Below are 18,919 nucleotides of genomic sequence, written 5' to 3' on the forward strand. Positions count from 1 at the left end.
ACGTGTGAGGCCGAAGGCATCCCACCCGTCTTTCACACGGCGATCTTCCTTCGTAGGGGCCCCGAAGAAACCACTCCACCCCATCGAGCAACCCCGGGAAGCACCAGAAGCTCAAGGCCCAGCACTGGTAGCAGCATGCAAGTTCCCATCAGCCCCAGGCAGACACGCCGCGGCCCGATCAGCGGTCCCGAGAAACTCCCCCAAGCACCGCCCGAACTGCGCGTGCCCGGCGGCATTGGGATGAAACGACTCCTGCAACGCGTGCGTGGCCCGAGCCTCGTCCCGCAGGTCCTCCCAGCGCACCGCGAGCCTGCTGAACCACTCCTGCCCAGGATCCTGCCGCGCGCATGCCTCACGTCCAACCCCGGCCCGCGACAGATCCAGAAAGCGGGCCCCCGCGTCACGGGCGACCCGACGAATCCCTTCGGTCATCGCGGGCACCGCGGCGTCGCGCACCCAGTGCAAGTCTTCTTCGCGAAACGGGCAGCCGTTGAGGTTGCGCAGCTCGGCGCGCACGTTCGGGCTGATCGGCGCCACATAGGACTGCACGACAAGTTGGTAGTCGGTGGGCTGGTAGCCCGCGTCGCGCAGCACCGAGCGGATGTCGGCCAGCGCCCGGGTCGCCTTCGGGACCATGGTGTCGACCCGCTGCTGCCACTGCCCGCCGACCGCGGCCGCGCAGCCGGGTTTGTTCCGGTCGAACCAGGCTTGCACGCAGCCGTCGAGGACGTGGGAGAACGCGGGGTCGTCGTTGGCGCCCACGGCCACCAGGACCGCCACCACCCGCTTCTGCCGGGCCAGCGCGCCCAGCCGTTGCGCCTGGGAGCCTTCGGTGTACTGCTCGGCGTCGCCGAGGCCGACTTGCGCCGAGGGCGCCCCGGAGCAGGCGAGGTTGATCGTCTCCTCGATGCCGCGCAGGCCGGTGTGGTGGATGGAGGCGTTGCGCGAGCGGTGGCACCAGTTGCCGTCCGCGCCGTCGGTGCCGTCTACGTAGTCGCCCGCGGCCTCGCCGGAGATCGTGCTGTCGCCCAGCGCGACCAGCACCCGGGGCACGTTGGTCGGCGGGGCGGGCGCGGGCGGCGGGTCCGGTTCGGTGACGACCAGGAACGCGCCGAGCAGGAGGATCACCATGAGCAGCACGGCAACGTGCCATCGGTACCGTCGCATCATCGGCGCTGAGTGTAGGGCGTGGGTCCCGGCGTCGATCCACTGTGGTGGGTGAGCAGTGTGGGTCGCTCCCAGCGGTAGGAGCGCCCCACACTGGGGTTACCGGATTCGGCGCATGCCGCGCGGTTCAGCCTGGTCCAAGGCGGTGATTTCCTCGGCCGCCAGGGTCAGCGCCGCGGTGTCGACCCCGGCCCAGCGGCGCAGCATCGCGGTGGCGGCGGCGCGGTCGGCGGGGTCGAGGGCGGTGATGTTCGCGCCGTGGTTGGCGCCGGGGGCGGTGAAGGTCGCCGAGTCGCGGCGGCTCGGGACGAATCGCTCGGCGCCCCAGGGGTCGTTGGCGCCGTAGACGAACAGCATCCGCTCCGACCGGGTCCGCACCCAGGCGTCAACGTCGAGCATGGGTCGGGCGTCGTGGTGTTCGCGCAGCTCCGGGGGCAGGCTGGAGTTCGCCTGGTAGAGACCCGGGTACCGGGTCAGGCCGCGCAGGTGCTCGAAGCGCGGCTGCGGCCAGCCCAGCTGGGTCGCGGCCTGGTAGTAGTACGGGGCGTAGGGCAGGATCCCGGCGTCGCTGTAGAAGGCGAACCCGGCGACGGAGTCGATGAACGCGTAGAGGTCGTCGCTGGTGGCGGTGGCCGCCGGGACCGTGGCGCAGTCGGCCTGGGTGGAGTACTGCCAGAACGCCCAGACGGTGTCCAGGACGGTCATCTCGTAGGCGCGGTCGATGGAGCCGAGCACCCGGGTGAAGGTCCAGCCCTCGGCGTCGGCGGCGGCCTGGTACTTGGCGACCATCTCGGGGCGGCGGCGCAGGGCCTCGCGCTGGACGTCGGCCAGCCGCGCCCGGCACGCGGCGTCGGTGCCGACGGTCTCGAAGAACTGGTCGTAGGCGTGGTCGAAGGGGTTGACCCGGTCCTGCGGGGCGACATAGGCGACTACCCCGTCGACGTCGTTGGGGTAGAAGCGGCGGTGGTAGACCGAGGTCATGCCGCCCTTGCTGGCTCCAGTAGAGATCCACTTCGCCGGGTACAGCGGTTCCAGCGCGGCGACGATGCGGTGGTGGTCGGTCGCGGCCTGCCAGATGTCGAGGTCGTCCCAGTCGGCGGGGTCGGGCCGCGACGGGGAGAAGAACCGCTGCTCCACCGAGATCTGGTTGCCGTCGACCAGCCGCGTCGGCTCGGCGCGAAACGGGTTGGCGGGCATCTGGTAGCCGGTGGTGTGCAGGATCATCGGCCGGGCCACGTCGCGGTGCAGCAGCTGGAACCGCTGCTGGAAGCTCGGCCCACCCGGCTGCCGGTGGTCGACCGGCTGGGTGTAAGCCAGCAGCAGGAACCGGTAGCCCGCAGGCGGGGTCGCCGACTCGGAGACCACGGTCAGGCCGGGGATCGCCCGCAGCCGGTCGGCGATGTCGGTGGTGTCCGCGACGCGGGTGGCGTCGGGCTGGGTGGGCGCGGACGGCGCGGCCTGCGCCGGGGCGACCCCGACGGCCACGGCGGTGGCCGCCGCCAGAGTGGCCGCGAGCGCCCGTCTTGTGCGGATGAGCACGCCGAAACTCCTTGGCTCCGGGCCGCCGGGTCAGCGGCGCGTGGTCGTGAGTCTCGCGCATGACGAGCGCGCGTGGGATCACCCGATCCGCCCACGCGTGCCTGCCCGGGCCGGATGGGGCGCTCAGCGCAGGTTGTGCGCCAGCCGCCCGTTCTCGCCGAACAGCTCGGGCGTCCACCGGTCGAGCAGGGCGGTGTTGTCATTGTCGTCGGGGTGGAACCCGGGCTTGTTGTACGCGCTGATGCGGCGCACGACCTCGCGGCTGAGGAACGGCGAGTGCCGCAGCGCGGCCACGCTGCGGGCCAGCCGCGCCGGGCGGTAGGTCGCGCGGTCGCCGAGCAGGGACGCGACGGTGTGCCCGACGACGCCGACGATGAACGCGAAGGTCACCCACCGCATCGTCCAGATCCGCCTGCGCTCGCTGCCGCCCGCGGCCCGGTAGACGTCGAAGGCGACGGCCTTGTGCTCGGCCTCCTCGAAGGCGTGCCACAGCAGCATCGAGCGGACCTCGGAGGTCCCGAGCAGGGCTTGGGCGCGCTCGTCGGCGAGCAGGGTCTCGGCGAGCGCCGCGGTGTAGTGCTCCAGGGCGGCGGTGACGCCCAAGCACGACAGCGGCGACAGGCGCTTCTCGTACATCCGCAGCGCGCGGCGGACCATGCGGTCCACCCGGCGGGTCGGGTAGCCCATCCGCGCCAGGCGCTCGTTGAGGGCGCGGTGCTCGCGGCCGTGGGTGACCTCCTGGCCGATGAACCCGGCGACCTGGGCGCGCAGGTGCGGGTCGGCCACCTGGTCGGCGAAGCGGCGCACCGAGCGGACGAAGAAGTCCTCGCCCTCGGGGAACATCGCCGAGAGCACCGCGACGACGTGGCTCATCACCAGGTCGCCGTCGACGTAGTGCCGGTCGAGGGACCCGGCGCCGTACTCGAAGTGGATGCGGCGGGCGCGTGGGGACTGGGCGCGGGACATGCGGGGACCTCCGGGCGGGGACGGTGGGGACGGGCGGGTCAGGTCTCGGCGAGCGCGGCCGTGGGCGTGGGTGTCGGCGTGGCGGCCAGGACCCGGGCGATGAGGATCTTGAGGAAGGCGCGGACCTCCGCGCCGCGCCCGCGCGGGTCGCCGTCGGCGAGGGCGTTGAGGGCGAGGCCGGTGTAGAGGGCGTGGATCGAGCGCAGCGCCTCATCGATGAACGGCAGCGCGGCCAGGTCGGGGAAGAACTCGGCGAAGACCGACATGCCCAGCTCGGCCACCCGGTCGGGCATGTCGCCGAGCACCTCGCGCAGCTCCCGGTTGTGCCGGGCGGCGACCATCAGCTCCAGCATCGCCACGCCGCCGGTGTCGTCGTAGAACGACCACAGCACCGCCAGCGCCTCCGCGGTGGTGCGCCGCTCGACGGCGATCGCGCCGAACCGCTCGCGGAAGTCGGTGGCCCTGCCCTCGATGAGCCGCTGCGCCGCGGCGTTGAGCAGGTCGGCCTTGGTGGGGAAGTGGTGGGCCAGCGCGCCGCGGGAGACGTGCGCGCGGCGGACGATGTGGTTGGTCGACATGCGGCCGTAGCCGAGGTCGGCCAGGCAGGAGATGGTCGCGTCGAGCAGCCGCGCGCGCATGGCCTCGGCGCGTTCGGCCTGCGGGACGCGCTCGCGGGAGGTGTGCCGGTGGCGACGGGTCATGTGGGCAAGGTAACTCCCGAACACACAAACAGGCAAGCCTGCCGGTATCAGGGCGGGCCTGGCCGGGCACGACGGCGGGCCGCCGCGACGCCGGTCAGGCGCGGTGGTCGGGGTGCGCGCGCCAGAACGCGCGGCCCCGCTCGGGCAGGGTCGTGATCGGGTCGTAGTACGGGTAGCGGCGGTCGAGGTCCGCGGCCGGGTCGGCCCGCTCGGCGCCCGCGAGGTAGTTCTTCGTCCAGTACGACACGCCCAGCTCGCGGTCGTACTCGGCGACCTGGTGCACCCAGCGTTTGCCCACGTAGGGCACGTCGCAGATCAGCCGCGGGGTGGCGTACCCGGGCAGGTACCCCATGATCGCGTGCTGGAGGTCCTGGGCCTCCCACACCGCGACCCGCCAGTGCTCGGCGTTGGGGATCATGTCGCACAGGTAGAAGTAGTACGGGAGGATGTTCGCCTCCCCCTGCAGCGCGAAGCACAGGTCCAGCAGCGCCGCCGGGGTGGTGTTGACCCCGCGCAGCAGCACGCCCTGGTTGCGCACGTCGCGGACGCCGACCGCCAGGGCGGTGCGCGCGGCCTCGGCGACCAGCGGCGTCACCGACTGGGCGTGGTTGACGTGGGTGTGGATCGCCAGGTTCACCCCGCGCCTGGCCGCGGTGCGCGCCACCCGCTCCAGCCCTTCGACGACGGCGGGCTGCAGCCAGTGCTGCGGCAGGCCCGCGAGCGCCTTGGTGGCCAGCCGGATGTCGCGGACGGTCTCGATGTCCAGCAGCCGCGTCAGGAACGCCTCCAGTTGCCGCCACGGCACGTTCGCCACGTCGCCGCCGGAGACCACCACGTCGCGCACGCCGGGGGTGCGGCGCAGGTAGTCGATCATCTTGTCCTGCCGGTCGACCGGTTTGAGCAGCAGTTTGTGTTTGTCGACCTGGGGGGTGGAGTTGCCGACCAGGTCCATGCGGGTGCAGTGCCCGCAGTACTGGGGGCAGGTGGAGAGCAGTTCGGCGAGGACCTTGGTGGGGTAGCGGTGGGTCAGGCCCTCCACCACCCACATCTCGGCCTCGTGCAGGGAGTCGCGTTGCGAGCGCGGGTGGCTTGGCCAGCGCGGGTCGCGGTCGGAGGCCACCGGCAGCATGTAGCGGCGCACCGGGTCGGCGTAGAAGGCGTCGGTGAACCGCGCGGGCGTGGCGTTGGGGGCCATGGTGTTGAGCATCTGCGGGGGCAGCAGCATCGACATCGTCGCCAGCCGCTCCTGGTCGGCGGCCAGGTCGGCGTAGAAGGACTCGGCGAGCAGGCCGCCGACGACCGCGCGCAGCCCCCGGATGTTCTTCACGCAGTGGGCCCGCTGCCACTGCGCGTCGCGCCACTGGGCCTCGGTGACCCGCGCCCACCCGGGGAACCGGCGCCAGTCGGGCTCGACCAACTCGGCGCGGGCGTAGGTGTAGGGCTGGTGGCCCGCCTGGGCGCGGGGCCCCTGGTTCTCGTGGTGTTCCACCGGGTCGCGCAGCGCGGTCATCTTTTTCTCCTCGCCGTTCGGGTGGCGTAAAGATATGCTGCCAGAACACCAGTGTGGCGCAAATCTTCCGGGAAAGGTGCGACGAGTGAGCGAAAGTTTCGACAGGGGCTCGCCGTACGGGCTGCACCGGGTGCTCGACCCGCCCGGGGTGCTGCCGCAGCGGGCCCGCCGCCTCGACCCCGACCTCCGGCCGTACGCCGACGAGGTCGTGGTCGACGTCGAACGGCTCAACCTCGACGCCGCGTCCTACCGGCAGCTGCGCGACGAGCACGGCTCCGGCGCCGCCGTGCGCGACGCGGTCCTGGCGATCGTCGCCGCCCGAGGCAAGATGCAGAACCCGGTCACCGGCTCCGGCGGGATGCTGCTGGGCGCGGTGCGCGCGGTCGGCCCCGACTCGCCGCTGGGCGTGCGCGTCGGCGACCGGATCGCGTCGCTGGTCTCGCTGACCCTCACCCCGCTGCGGATCACCGACGGCCTCGCCGACTGGGACGGCGAGAGCGAGCAGGTCCCCTGCCGGGGCACCGCGGTGCTGTTCGGGCGCTCCATCGCCGCGGTCCTGCCCGCCGACCTGCCCGAGCCGCTGGCGCTGTCGGTCCTGGACGTGTGCGGGGCGCCCGCGCTCACCGACCGGGTCGTCCGCGAAGCCGGGCCCGGCGCGTCGGTGTGCGTGCTCGGCGGCGGCGGCAAGTCCGGGTCCCTGTCGCTGGCCGCGGCGCGGCGCGCGGGCGCGACCCGGGTGGTGGCGCTGGTGCCCACCGGCGCGGAAGCCGCCGCGGTGCGCGCCGCGGGCCTGGCCGACGAGGTCGTCGTCGCCGACGCCCGCGACCCGGTCGCCGTGGCCGCCGCCGTCGGCGCGCCCGTCGCGGTCACCGTGGTCTGCGTGGACGTGCCCGGCTGCGAGCACGGCGCGATCATGGCCACCGCCGACGGCGGCGCCGTGGTGTTCTTCTCGATGGCCACCTCGTTCGCCGACGCCGCCCTCGGCGCGGAAGGGCTCGCCAAGGACGTGCGGATGCTCATCGGCAACGGCTACGTCCCCGGCCACGCCGAGTTCGCCCTCGACCTGCTGCGCGCCGAGCCCGGGGTGCGGGCGCTGATCACCGGCCGTGAGCGGCAGACTCTTCGCCCATGACCAGTTCCCCCACGCCCCCGGCCACCCCCGGCACCACCCTGCTGACCGGGGGCCGCGTGCACTCCCCGGCCGACCCGCACGCCACTGCCATCGCCGTGCGCGACGGCGTGGTCGTCTGGCTCGGGCAGGACTCGGTGGGCCGCACCCTGTACGCCGACGCCGACGAGACCGTCGACCTCGCGGGCGCGTTCGTCGCCCCTGCCTTTGTCGACGCCCACGTGCACACCACCGCCGCCGGGCTGCTCCGCACCGGACTGGACCTGACCGGGTGCGCGTCGCTGCGCGAGTGCCTCGACGCCATCGCCGCCCACGTCCGCGGGGCGTGCCACGCCGTGGTGTGGGGCCACGGCTGGGACGAGACCGCCTGGCCCGAGGGCCGCCCGCCCACCCGCGCCGAGGTCGACGCCGCCGCCGATGGCGCCGCGGTCTACCTCTCCCGCGTCGACGTGCACTCCGCCCTGGTCTCCACCGCCCTGCTCGTCCGCGCCCCCGCTGCCCGCGGCGCGGACGGGTTCAGCCCGGACGGGCCGCTGACCCGCGACGCCCACCACCGCGTGCGCCGCGCCGCCCAGGACGCCATCACCCCCGGCCAGCGCGCCGCCGCCCAGGAGGCGTTCCTGCGGCACGCCGCCGCCAGCGGCGTCGCCGCCGTCCACGAGTGCGCCGGACCCGACATCTCCAGCGCAGAGGACTTCGCTGCCCTGCTCGCCCGCGCCGGGGGCGACCTGCCCGAGGTCGTCGGGTACTGGGGCGAGCGCGCCGCCGCCGACACCGCCGCGGCCCTCGGCGCGCGGGGCCTGGCGGGCGACCTGTTCATCGACGGCTCACTCGGCTCCCGCACCGCCGCCCTGTGCCACCCCTACGCCGACCACCCCGACACCTCCGGCGCGCTCTACCTCGACGCCGAGCAGATCGCCGAGCACCTGATCGTCTGCACCGAGGCGGGCATCCAAGCGGGCTTCCACGTCATCGGCGACGCCGCCATCGCCGAGGTGATCGAGGGCTTCGCCCGCGCCGAGAAAACCGTCGGCCGCCCCGCCATCGCCGGGGCCCGCCACCGGCTCGAACACCTGGAGATGGTCACCGCCGAGCAAGCCGACCGGCTCGGGCAGTGGGGCGTGGTGGCCTCCGTGCAGCCGCTGTTCGACGCCACCTGGGGCGGCGGGCACGGCATGTACGCCGCCCGGCTCGGCGTCGAGCGGGGGACCGCGCTCAACCCGTTCGCCCGCCTCGCCGCCGCCGGGGTGATCCTCGCGCTCGGCTCCGACGCCCCGGTCACCCCCCTCGACCCCTGGGCCGCGGTCCGCGCCGCCGTCCACCACCGCACCGAGGGCTTCGGGCTGTCCCCGCGCGCGGCGTTCACCGCCCACACCCGAGGCGGCTGGCGCGCCGCCGGAGTGGACGACGGCCTCACCGGCACCCTCGTGCCCGGCGCCCCCGCCACCTACGCCGTCTGGGACGCCCCCGACCTCGTCGTGGCCGCCCCCGATTCCCGGGTGGCGCGCTGGTCGACCGACCCGCGCTCCCGGGTCCCCGGGCTGCCGCCGCTGGACCCCGGCGCGGACCTGCCCGTGTGCCTGCGCACCGTCGCCCGCGGCCGCACCCTGTACGACAGCACCGCCCTCGACACGCAGAAAGCGAGCCGCGATGGCACTGCTTGACCTCGACCCCGACACCGTCGCCACCGCGCGCCGCCTCGCCGAGCGCGCCGCGGCCCCGGTCATCGACCTCGCCCGCCGCCACACCACCGTGTCGCTGGAACGCGCCACCCTGCGCCTGGCGGGCATCACCGGAGCCGACCACACCCACCGCGCCGGGGACGTGCCCTGGGTCAACCGGGTCGTGGACACCGTCCGCGCGCACTGCGGCCTCGACCACGGCGCCGCGCTGCCGGTGTTCCACGCCCTGCGCGAACACGACCTGGGCGCCCTCACCGACCTCGCCGAGGCCACCGCCGCCGGTCAGGTCCAGTACCGGGTCCCCACCGGGGCCGACGCCGCCCGCGCCGAGGACGCCGCCCGCGCCGCGATCGCCCGCGGCCTGCGCGCCGTCGACCGCAACCGCGCCGACCGCGACCGGCTCGTCGCCGACCTCGGCGACCCGCCGCGGCGGCCCTGGCTCTATCTGATCGTGGCCACCGGCGACATCGACGAGGACGTCGTCCAGGCCGCCAACGCCGCCCGCGCCGGGGCCGACGTCATCGCCGTGATCCGCTCCACCGGGCAGTCGCTGCTCGACTACGTGCCAGAAGGCGCCACCCACCACGGGTACGCGGGCACCTACGCCACCGAAGAGAACTTCCGGATCATGCGCGCGGCCATGGACGAGGTGTCCCGCGAGGTCGGCCGCTACATCCGGGTCACCAACTACGCCTCGGGCCTGTGCATGCCCGAGATCGCCGTCCTCGCCGGGCTGCGCAGGCTCGACATGATGCTCAACGACTCCATGTACGGCATCCTCTTCCGCGACATCAACCCCGTGCGCACCTTCGTGGACCAGCGGTTCTCCCGGCAGGTCCACGCCCGCGCCGGGATCGTCATCAACACCGGCGAGGACAATTACCTCACCACAGACGACGCCGTCGACGCCGCGCACACCGTCACCGTCTCCCAGCTGCTCAACGAGCGCTTCGCGCACGAGGCCGGGCTCGGCGACCACCTGCTCGGCCTCGGCCACGCCTTCGAGATCGACCCGGCCCGGCCCGACTCGTTCCGCCTCGAACTCGCCCACGCCCTGCTCGCCCGCGAGCTGTTTCCCGACGCCCCGCTCAAGTGGATGCCGCCCACCAAGCACATGACCGGCGACGTGTTCCACGGCTACCTGCTCAACGGGTTGTTCAACCTCGCCGGGGCGCTCACCGGCCAGTCGATCCTGCTGGTCGGCATGATGACCGAGGCCGTGGCCACCCCGTTCCTGTCCGATCGGGACCTCGCCCTGCGCAACGTCCGCTATGTCCTCGACGCCGCGGGCGGGCTCGCCGAGGACTTCCGGCCCGCCCCCGGCGGGCTCATCGTCAAACGCGCCCACCAGGTCCTCGGCGAAGCCGTCGACCTGCTCGCCCGCATCGCCGACGATGGGCTGCTCGACGCCATCGCCCAGGGCACCTTCGGGCTGATGAAACGCCCAGCCGACCAGGGCAGGGGAGCCGACGGGGTGATCGCCAAAGCCGAGGGCTACCGCAACCCCGCCGCCGACCTGCTCGACACCGGAGCCGACCGATGAGCGGGTTCGCGGACGAGCACTCGACCCAGCGAGGCGGCCCCATCCGCCCCTACGGCGACACCCGGGGCGACGGCATGGCGCAGCTGTCGTTCACCCTGCCCGTCGCGCACGGCCCCCGCGCCGAGGGCGCCGCGCTGCTGCTGGCCCACAAGATGGGCATGGACCCGGCCATGGTCGTGCACTCGCACCCCATCGGCGCCGAGTTCACCTTCTTCGTCGTCTACGGCTCGGTCACCCACACCGTCGACCTCGCCGAGGTCACCGTGGTCGAACGCGACTACCCGCTGCTCACCCCCGGCGAGGTCGACGCCGCGGTCAGACAACGTCTGCGCCGCGCGCTCGTCGTCGTCGGCGCCTGCATCGGCACCGACGCGCACACCGTCGGCATCGACGCCATCTGCAACATCAAAGGCGTCGCGGGGGAGAAGGGCCTGGAGTACTACCGCGAACTGCGCGTGGTGAACCTCGGCGCCCAGGTGCCGGTCCCCGACCTGGTCAAACGCGCCCGCGCCGAGCGCGCCGACGCGGTCCTGGTCTCCCAGGTCGTCACCCAGCGCGACGCGCACCTGCGCAACACCCGGGAGATGTCCGCGGCGTTCCGCGAGGCCATGGGGGAGCGCCGCCCGCTGCTCGTCGCCGGTGGCCCCCGCTTCGACCCGAGGATGGCCGCCGACCTCGGCGTCGACCGCGTCTTCAGCCGCGGCACCACCCCCGGCGAGGTCGCCAGCTACCTCGCCCACGCCATCGCGGGCGCCCCACCGGCAGGCACCGCCCCCGCCGACCCCGCGGACGAGGAGGCGGGGCGCCCATGAGCCGCGTCGTCGGATTCTCCGTCACCCACCGCCGGTACGTCCCGCACGGGCACGCCCACTACGGCGGCGCCCTCGTCGACGGCGCCTACGGCCTCGGACTCTTCGGCGACGCCGCCACCGAGCTGTGCGTCCGCGCCGACGGCGACGAGGGACTGTTCGCCGGATACACCCACGTCGAGTTCCTGGCCCCCATCCGCGCCGGGGACGTCATCGAGGCCACCGCGACCCTGGTGCGGATCGGCGCCCGCTCCCGCGGCCTGGCGTTCGAGGCGCGCGTGGTGTGCCGCGCCGCCCCGCACCGCGGCCCCTCCGCCGCCGACGTCCTCGACCCGCCGCTGGTGGTCACCCGAGCCACCGGCACGGTCGTCGTCCCAGCCGAGGAGGACCCGACCGCGAGCGTTGACGACAATCACAGCAACCAATCACGCGATGGTGGTTGACACTCCAACGATCGGGTTGATCCATTACGCCGAGTGAGTGATCTTCACTGCTATTAGCCCGAACGGTGGCATGGGTGCTTGCACCGATTAGCGGTTCGCTGATAACAAGCGGTTCCATCGTGTGCCGCAACCACGTCCCGGGCGACAATCCGGGGCGCCTCGCTGACGGAGGACCATGCCGACCGAGCTCGTCGAGGTGGAACTGACCCTCGACCACACGCCGGAACAGGTCTGGGAGGTCCTCAGCGAACCCGCCCTCTATCCCCGTTTCGTCCGCGAGATCGCCTCGGCCGACCGCGCGGGCGGCACCCCGGTCGGCCGAGGCGCCCGCTACCGGGTCCGGTTCTGCGTCTCCGGCCGCGCCCCCGTGCCGGACGAGATCGAGATCCTCGTGCACCGCCCCGCCGAGCACCTCGTGCTGGTCGGCCCCCGCTGGGCGGGCGGGCACCTGTCCATCCGGCTCACCCCGCAGGGCCGCGGCCGCTGCCTCGTGCAGGTCGTGGTGTCCCTGCCCGAAGGCGTCACCGCGGGCACCGTGCTCACCGCCCCCTGGCTGCGCAAGCGGATCCGCAAGGCCATCGCCCGCGTCGAGCACCACCTCTCCGGCAGGCCCATCACCGTCTCGCCCACCCGCATCGACCAGACCGCGCGCGGCCAGTCGGTGTTCAGCGTGGCCGCCACCCTGGTCCGCGCGGGCGTGCTGATCCCCGGCAGGCCCGACCGGGTCGCCCGGCAACTGGGCGCGCTGGCCCGCTGGGGCCCCACCATCGTCGGCGGCTACCGGGCCGCAGCGGCCCGCAAACCCCACGCTGTCGCCGTCATCGACGAACGCGGCACGCTCACCTTCGCCGAGATCGACGCCCGCACCACCCGCCTGGCCAACGGCCTGGCCGAATACGGCGTGCGCACCGGCCGCCGGGTCGCGGTCATGTGCCGCAACCACGCCGGGCTGGTCGAGGCCACCATCGCCTGCGGCAAACTCGGCGCGGACGTCCTCATGCTCAACACCGGCATCTCCGCCGACCAGGTCGCCGACCTCATCGAGGCGCACCGGCCGATCGCGCTGCTCGCCGACGACGAGTTCGCCCCGCTGTTCCACAACCTGCCCGCGACCCTGCCGTGGATCTCCACCTGGAGCGCCGCCCCCGGCGAGGTCACCGTCGACGGCCTCGTCGAGGACGCCCCCGACACCCCGCTGCGCGCGCCCAGCACCGCGGGCAAGATCATCGTGATGACCTCGGGCACCACCGGCACCCCCAAGGGCGCCCGCCGCCGCAACCCGCAGGGCCTCGGCGCCGCTGCGTCCGTGCTCTCGCGCATCCCCCTGCGCACCGGGGAGCGGATGCTCGTGGCCGCGCCCCTGTTCCACACCTGGGGCCTGGCCGCGCTGCAACTGGGCATGCCGCTGCACGCGACCCTCGTGCTGCACCGCCGCTTCGACGCCGAAGCCACCCTCGCCGCGATCGCCGAACTCAAATGCACCACGCTGATCGCCGTCCCGGTCATGCTGCAGCGCATCCTCGCCCTGCCCGAACGCGTCCGCGCCCGCTACGACGTGTCCTCGCTGCGGGTGGTCGCCTCCAGCGGCTCGGCGATGCCCGGGCCGTTCGTCACCGAGTTCATGGACACCTTCGGCGACATCCTCTACAACCTCTACGGCTCCACCGAGGTCTCCTGGGCCAGCATCGCCGACCCCGCCGACCTGCGCGCCGCCCCCACCACCGCGGGCCGCTGCCCGGTCGGCACCAAGGTCGGCATCCTCGACGCCGACGGCGACCCGCTGCCCCCCGGCGTCGTCGGCCGCATCTGCGTCGGCAACGACATGCTGTTCGAGGGCTACACCAACGGCACCCGCAACGAGATGCACGACGACCTCATGGTCACCGGCGACCGCGGCTACCTCGACGCCGACGGGCGGCTGTTCGTCTCCGGCCGCGACGACGACATGATCGTCTCCGGCGGTGAGAACGTCTTCCCCCGACCCGTCGAGGAACTCCTGCTCAACCTCGACGGCGTCCAAGACGCCGCCGTCGTCGGCGTCCCCGACCACGAGTACGGCCAGCGCTTCGCCGCCTACGTCGCCCTCAAACCCGGCGCCCGCCTCGGCGCCACCGCCGTCCAGGAGTACATCCACGACCACCTGGAGCGCTTCTCCGTGCCCCGCGACGTCTTCTTCGTCCGCAAGGTCCCCCGCAACGCCACCGGCAAGGTCGTCAAACGCCTCCTAGTCGACCAGGACTGAACGGGCTAGACGGACGCGGGCAGGGGGCCGAGCAGCCAGGCTCCCGCGGAGCCCGGGGTCTCGTCGAAGTAGTACTCACGGATCGCCTCGCGCAGCTCCGGGGCCGAGACGAAGCCGTCGTGGTCGGCGTCGACGCCGGTGAACGCCGCCCGGGCGTCGTGCTCGGGCAGGCCCATCAGGGCGCCGGTCCACCGCACGTGGTCGTCCTCGGTCAGCAGGCCGTCGCCGTCGGCGTCGGCGATGTCGAGCAGGGCCTCCAGGAACGGGACGTAGCCCTGGTCGAACGACTCGGGCGTCACCAGCAGGCCCGCGGCGAACGCGGCCTTGTACTCGGCCAGGGTGATCCGGCCGTCCTCGTCGGCGTCGGCGGCCTCGGCCAGCCGGCGCCACAACCCCAGGGTCAACTCGCGCAGCCGCCGCCACCGCGGCGAGTCCTCGCCGTGGCCGAACTCCGCCCCCAACCGCAGCGCCGCCTCCTCGAAATCGGTGCGGCTGATCGCGCCGTCGCCATCGGTGTCGTAGGTGGCGAACCGGCGCGCCAGCTTGCGGTCCAGGTACTCCGTCATCGCCATGGCCTCTCCCCGTTGTCGCGCTCCGTCACTGATCAGTCACTGATCATGAACCTAGCGGAGCGGGCCGCGGCCGACCACGCGCGGACGGGTGACCCCGCGGTCAGCGCTCGGGCAGCGGCTCCACCACGACCAGCGGGATCTCGCGGGCGGCTTTGGCCTGGTAGGAGTCGTAGTCCGGCCACAGCGAGGTCATCAGGTGCCACAGCCGCGGCTTCTCCGCCGCGGTGGCCGGGCGGGCGCGGGCCAAGAACGTGTCCGGGCCGACCTGCACCTCCACCTGCCCGTCGGCGACAAGGTTCAGGTACCAGGACGGGTGCCGGGGCGCGCCGCCGTCGGAGGCCACCAGCACGTAGCGGCCGTCGTCGCGGCCGTAGACCAGGGCGGTGCGGCGGCGTTTGCCCGAGCGCCTGCCCCGGGTGGTCAGCAGCAGCATCTCCAGGCCGCGCACGACCTCGGTCTCCCGGCCGCCGGACTCCACGTAGCGGCGGATGTGCCGGGCGACGAAATCACGCGGGCTGTCCACGACCTCGTCAGCGCCCACCGGGCCTCCCTCCTCGCTGGAACACGCTGGTCCACGGCTTAGAACCAGCTAGACGGTCTAGACGATGGCGTACGCCCGGACCGGGAACGTGCCCATGCCCGCCACCGGGGCGGGCACGGCGTGGAAGCGGAACCCGGCGGGCGGCAGTTGGTCGAGTCCGCGCAGGTGCTCGACTACCGGGATGCCCGCGCCCAACAGCGCGGTGTGCGCGGGGCGGGCCGGGTCGTCGGTGTCGTCGATGTTGAGGCTGTCGATCCCGACCAGCGCCGCGCCCTGGGCGACGAGCCAGTCCGCGGCGTCCGCGGTCAGGTGCGGGTGCCCGGTGAAGTACTCCTCGGCGCCCCAGTGCCGGTCCCAGCCGGTGCGCACCAGCACCGCGCGGCCCGCCACCTCGTGCCCCACCAGTTTCGCCCGGCCGACGACCCGCTCCGCGCCCGCGTCGACCACGATCCCGTCGAGGTCGGCGAGCGCCGCCAGCGGCAGCGCCGCGAGGTCCGCGCCCTCGGCGTAGCGGTGGAACGGGCTGTCGAGGTAGGTGCCGGTGTTGGCGACCATCGTGATCCGCCCGATGTGGAACTCGGTGCCCGGCCCGTAGTGGGCGCGCGAGGCCGCCCGGCCGAGGTGGTCGCTGATCTCCGGGCCCGGCAGCCCCGGGTAGGTCACCATCCCGTGCCGGATCCGGTGGCTCAGGTCGATCAGGTTCCGCGGTCCGCCCACGCGCTGCTCGGTCACCGGGCGACGCTAGCACCGCGCCCCGAACGATCTTGGCTAATCCTCGACCAGAGGGTGAGACTCTACGAACTCTAACCCTTAAGTTGAGGTTTAGCTGAGCTGGTGACCTGGGATTACCCGCGAGATGACGATCCGGTTCCCGAAGCGGGAATCACACAGGGCCGCCCGTACGCTGAGCGCGTGGTCGCCCCCGCCCTGTCCCCGGAGCCCGGAATCACCGGCCCCGCAGCCCCCGCCCGCGCTGGCGCGTGGCCCGTGCTGCTGCGCTGCCTCGCCGTGCTCGCCGCGGGCGGCCTGGTGTTCCTCAGCGTCCCGCCGCGCCCGACCTGGTGGCTGGCGCCGATCGGGTTCGCGGTCCTCGGCTGGGTCCTGCACCGCGGGCCGGGAACCCGGGCGCGCGCGGGCCTGGGCTACGGGCTGCTGTTCGGCCTCGGGTTCATGACCCCGCTGCTGGCCTGGACCGGCGTGTTCGTCGGCCCGGTCGCCTGGCTGCCGCTGAGCTTCCTGCAGGCCCTGCTCGTCGGCGTCCCGTGCGCGGCGATCGCCGTGGTCGGCAGGCTGCGCGGGCGGGTGCTGTGGGCGGCGCTGCTGTGGGTCGCGGGGGAGACCCTGCGCGCGGTCGTCCCCTTCGGCGGGTTCCCCTGGGGCAAGATCGCGTTCAGCCAGCCCGAAGGCCCGTTCCTGCCGCTGGCCGCCCTCGGCGGCACCCCGCTGATCGCGTTCGCGGTCGCCCTCACCGGGTTCGGCCTTGGCGAACTCGTCCGGCTGCTCGCCGCCCGCGCCACCGCGCCCCGCCTGCTCGCCGCCCCCGCGCTCGCCGCCGTGCTCCCCCTCGCGGCGGGCCTGGCCGCCACCGGGCTGGCGAGCACCGCGCCCGACGCGGGCGAGGCCACCGTCGCGGCCATCCAGGGCAACGTCCCGCGCGCCGGGCTGGACTTCAACGCCCAGCGCCGCGCCGTGCTCGACAACCACGTCCGGCGCACCGAAGAACTGGCCGCCGACATCCGCGCGGGCCGCGTCCCCCAGCCCGACCTGGTGATCTGGCCGGAGAACGCCTCCGACATCGACCCCTACCGCAACCGCGACGCCCGCGAGCGCATCGACCGCGCCGCCAAGGCCGTCGGCGCCCCCATCGCCGTGGGCGCGGTCCTCGTCGGCGACGACGGGCAGCCGCGCAACACCGTGCTCCTCTGGGACCCCCAGGCCGGGCCGGTCGCGGAGTACACCAAGCGGCAGCTGCAGCCCTTCGGCGAGACGATGCCGATGCGCGGGTTCTTCCGGCTGTTCAGCGCCGCGGTCGACCGCGCGGGCCGGTTCGTCCCCGGCACCGAACCCACCGTGTTCCCGATGGGGCCTGCCCGGGTCGCGCTGGCCACCTGCTACGAGGTCGCCTTCGACGGGGTGGTCCGCGAGTCGGTCGCCAACGGCTCCACCCTGCTGGCCGTGCCCACCAACAACGCCACCTTCGGCCGCAGCGAGATGACCTACCAGCAGCTGGCCATGGACCGGGTGCGCGCCGTCGAACACGGCCGCAGCGTCGTCGTCGCCGCCACCAGCGGCGTGTCCGCCATCGTCCTGCCCGACGGCAGCGTCACCCAGAGCACGGACCTGTTCACCCCGGCCGCGCTGGTCGAGCGCGTGCCGTTGCGGGCTGCGACTACCATGGCGGACCGACTGGGTGCGTGGCCCGAACGGGCCATGGTGGCCGCTGCCGTGGCCGCGCTGGTCGTGGGACTGGTGTCGCGCAGGCGTGAACGGTCGGCCGCGCGGGAGGTCTCACCCGCGGCAGGCAACGACGAGTAGACATATCGGACCGGGGTGCGCGCGCACCCCGGCGAGGAGGAAAACCGATGGCGGACCAGCCGCACGGCCAGGGGCAGCTCGAACCGGTCCTGGTGGTGATCCCGACCTACAACGAGCGGGAGAACCTCGGGCCGATCGTGAAGCGGCTGCACGCCGCCGCGCCCAAGACCCATGTCCTGGTGGTTGACGATGGCAGCCCGGACGGCACCGGCGACCTGGCCGACGAGCTCGCCGCCGCGGACGAGCGGATCAACGTGCTGCACCGCACGCAGAAGGCCGGGCTCGGCGCCGCCTACGTCGCCGGGTTCCAGTGGGCGCTGGAGCGGGACTTCGCGGTGATCGTGGAGATGGACGCCGACGGCTCCCACGCCCCGGAGGACCTGCCTCGGCTGCTCGACGCCCTCGGCGACGCGGACCTGTCGATCGGGTCCCGGTGGGTCGCGGGCGGCAAGGTCGTCAACTGGCCGGTCCGGCGCGAGGTGCTCTCCCGCGGCGCGAACCTGTACTCGCGGATGGCGCTGGGCGCGAAGGTCAAGGACCTCACCGGCGGCTACCGCGCCTACCGCAGGGCGGTGCTGGAGAAGCTGCGGCTGCACAACGTGGCCTCGCAGGGCTACTGCTTCCAGATCGACCTGGCGTGGCGCACGATCGAGGCGGGTTTCACCGTGGTCGAGGTGCCCATCACCTTTGTCGACCGCGAGCACGGCGAGTCGAAGATGAGCGGCAACATCGTCCGCGAGGCCCTGATCCGGGTCACCAAGTGGGGGCTGCGTCGCCGCGGCACCCAGCTCAAGGCCCTGTTCACCCGCTGACCCCGGGCCTGACACACGTGTGAGGCCCCTTCCCGGGAGTGGGAAGGGGCCTCACACGTGTCCTGGAGAGGGACGGCCGCCCGGACGGGGGGAGTTCCGGGCGGCCGTCGGCCAGGTGGTCAGGCGGTGCGGCTGCGCCTGCCCCGAAGCTCCTGCAGCCGTTCGGTCAGCAGGTCCTCCAGCTCCGGGATGGTGCGGCGCTCCAGCAGCATGTCCCAGTGCGTGCGCGGCGGCTTGATCTTCTTGGGCTCGGGGTCCGAGCCGTCGATCATCTTGGACTCGGTGCCGTGCAGGCGGCACTCCCAGACCGAGGGGACTTCGGCGTCGTCGGAGAACGGGACCTCGAAGTCGTGGTCTTTCGGGCACGCATACCGGACCGTACGGCGGGGGGCCAGGTCGTGATTGCGGTCAGTCTCGTAGCTGACCGCCCCAAGCCTGCTTCCACGGAGAACACGGTCGGCCATAGCGGTGTCCTTTCAACTCGGCCCACTCGGGTGGACCAGGGTGTTGCTTACCCAGAGCAACGAGCGGATCAAGAAATGGATTCCCGCCACCCCCGCCGCGATCGCTCAGGGTGACAAGCTTCACCCGTCAACAACAGCATCCTCTTAAGAGATGCCCCGAAGCCGCGTTCGTGACGCAATTTCGCGCGATGGACATGAACATCTCACCCACTTGGGGGATGGTACCCGGAAAAGTCCCGGTCACGCGAATGCGAGCCGCCTCCG

17 protein-coding genes are annotated in these 18,919 nt (G+C 73.2%); 8 read left to right on the plus strand and 9 right to left on the minus strand.

Translation table 11 applies throughout. The features are described 5' to 3' along the window. Positions 1-111: 111 nt before the first annotated feature. The 5 genes from ACZ6SD_RS10180 to ACZ6SD_RS10200 all read right to left on the minus strand — a co-directional run bounded on the left by ACZ6SD_RS10180 (position 112) and on the right by ACZ6SD_RS10200 (position 5,883). Positions 112-1,167 (minus strand): GDSL-type esterase/lipase family protein, encoded by a 1,056-nt coding sequence (locus tag ACZ6SD_RS10180; protein ID WP_465316739.1) that lies wholly within the window; start codon positions 1,165-1,167, stop codon positions 112-114. Between the two features lie 99 nt (positions 1,168-1,266). Beyond that, positions 1,267-2,706: a S28 family serine protease gene (locus ACZ6SD_RS10185; RefSeq protein ID WP_465316588.1), complete on the minus strand. Its 1,440-nt coding sequence runs from the start codon at positions 2,704-2,706 to the stop codon at positions 1,267-1,269. A gap of 123 nt (positions 2,707-2,829) precedes the next feature. Further along, positions 2,830-3,672, minus strand: a complete 843-nt coding sequence (locus tag ACZ6SD_RS10190; RefSeq protein WP_465316589.1) for a metal-dependent hydrolase — start codon at positions 3,670-3,672, stop codon at positions 2,830-2,832. A 38-nt stretch (positions 3,673-3,710) separates the two neighbouring features. Further along, the gene (locus ACZ6SD_RS10195; protein ID WP_465316590.1) at positions 3,711-4,373 is read right to left on the minus strand and encodes a TetR/AcrR family transcriptional regulator; all 663 of its coding nucleotides are present in this window, start codon (positions 4,371-4,373) and stop codon (positions 3,711-3,713) included. 94 nt (positions 4,374-4,467) lie between these two features. Then, on the minus strand, positions 4,468-5,883 hold the full coding sequence (locus ACZ6SD_RS10200) for a KamA family radical SAM protein (protein ID WP_465316591.1): 1,416 nt from the start codon (positions 5,881-5,883) through the stop codon (positions 4,468-4,470). Between the two features lie 85 nt (positions 5,884-5,968). Here ACZ6SD_RS10200 and kdd point away from each other — a divergent pair, with 85 nt between their 5' ends. The 6 genes from kdd to ACZ6SD_RS10230 all read left to right on the plus strand — a co-directional run bounded on the left by kdd (position 5,969) and on the right by ACZ6SD_RS10230 (position 13,731). After that, positions 5,969-7,015 carry an L-erythro-3,5-diaminohexanoate dehydrogenase gene (kdd, locus tag ACZ6SD_RS10205; protein ID WP_465316592.1) on the plus strand — a complete coding sequence of 349 codons (1,047 nt, stop codon included), beginning with the start codon at positions 5,969-5,971 and terminating at the stop codon, positions 7,013-7,015. Next, positions 7,012-8,676: an amidohydrolase gene (locus tag ACZ6SD_RS10210; RefSeq protein ID WP_465316593.1), complete on the plus strand. Its 1,665-nt coding sequence runs from the start codon at positions 7,012-7,014 to the stop codon at positions 8,674-8,676. Before kdd ends, ACZ6SD_RS10210 begins: the two co-directional genes overlap by 4 nt. Then, positions 8,663-10,237 (plus strand): lysine 5,6-aminomutase subunit alpha, encoded by a 1,575-nt coding sequence (kamD, locus tag ACZ6SD_RS10215; protein WP_465316594.1) that lies wholly within the window; start codon positions 8,663-8,665, stop codon positions 10,235-10,237. The genes ACZ6SD_RS10210 and kamD overlap by 14 nt, the downstream gene beginning before the upstream one ends. Continuing rightward, positions 10,234-11,049, plus strand: coding sequence for a lysine 5,6-aminomutase subunit beta (kamE, locus tag ACZ6SD_RS10220; RefSeq protein ID WP_465316595.1), 816 nt, complete (start codon positions 10,234-10,236; stop codon positions 11,047-11,049). The genes kamD and kamE overlap by 4 nt, the downstream gene beginning before the upstream one ends. Continuing rightward, the gene (gene kal, locus ACZ6SD_RS10225) at positions 11,046-11,489 is read left to right on the plus strand and encodes a 3-aminobutyryl-CoA ammonia lyase (protein ID WP_465316596.1); all 444 of its coding nucleotides are present in this window, start codon (positions 11,046-11,048) and stop codon (positions 11,487-11,489) included. Before kamE ends, kal begins: the two co-directional genes overlap by 4 nt. A gap of 175 nt (positions 11,490-11,664) precedes the next feature. After that, positions 11,665-13,731 carry an AMP-binding protein gene (locus tag ACZ6SD_RS10230; protein WP_465316597.1) on the plus strand — a complete coding sequence of 689 codons (2,067 nt, stop codon included), beginning with the start codon at positions 11,665-11,667 and terminating at the stop codon, positions 13,729-13,731. 5 nt (positions 13,732-13,736) lie between these two features. Here the strand turns inward: ACZ6SD_RS10230 and ACZ6SD_RS10235 are convergent, their stop codons facing one another. The 3 genes from ACZ6SD_RS10235 to ACZ6SD_RS10245 form a co-directional block, all read right to left on the minus strand. Next, positions 13,737-14,303: an EF-hand domain-containing protein gene (locus ACZ6SD_RS10235; protein ID WP_465316598.1), complete on the minus strand. Its 567-nt coding sequence runs from the start codon at positions 14,301-14,303 to the stop codon at positions 13,737-13,739. A 100-nt stretch (positions 14,304-14,403) separates the two neighbouring features. Next, entirely contained in the window at positions 14,404-14,844 is a 441-nt protein-coding gene (locus ACZ6SD_RS10240; protein WP_465316599.1) for a nitroreductase family deazaflavin-dependent oxidoreductase, read from the minus strand. A gap of 57 nt (positions 14,845-14,901) precedes the next feature. After that, on the minus strand, positions 14,902-15,576 hold the full coding sequence (locus ACZ6SD_RS10245; protein WP_465316600.1) for a cyclase family protein: 675 nt from the start codon (positions 15,574-15,576) through the stop codon (positions 14,902-14,904). A gap of 180 nt (positions 15,577-15,756) precedes the next feature. Here ACZ6SD_RS10245 and lnt point away from each other — a divergent pair, with 180 nt between their 5' ends. Beyond that, positions 15,757-17,379, plus strand: a complete 1,623-nt coding sequence (lnt, locus tag ACZ6SD_RS10250) for an apolipoprotein N-acyltransferase (protein ID WP_465316601.1) — start codon at positions 15,757-15,759, stop codon at positions 17,377-17,379. A gap of 47 nt (positions 17,380-17,426) precedes the next feature. Then, positions 17,427-18,191: a polyprenol monophosphomannose synthase gene (locus ACZ6SD_RS10255; RefSeq protein ID WP_465316602.1), complete on the plus strand. Its 765-nt coding sequence runs from the start codon at positions 17,427-17,429 to the stop codon at positions 18,189-18,191. A 119-nt stretch (positions 18,192-18,310) separates the two neighbouring features. On the opposite strand, the gene ACZ6SD_RS10260 is transcribed toward ACZ6SD_RS10255, so the two are convergent. Further along, on the minus strand, positions 18,311-18,655 hold the full coding sequence (locus tag ACZ6SD_RS10260) for an RNA polymerase-binding protein RbpA (RefSeq protein WP_465316603.1): 345 nt from the start codon (positions 18,653-18,655) through the stop codon (positions 18,311-18,313). Between the last annotated feature and the right edge of the window lie 264 nt (positions 18,656-18,919).

The organism is Actinokineospora sp. NPDC051303, from assembly GCF_055586285.1.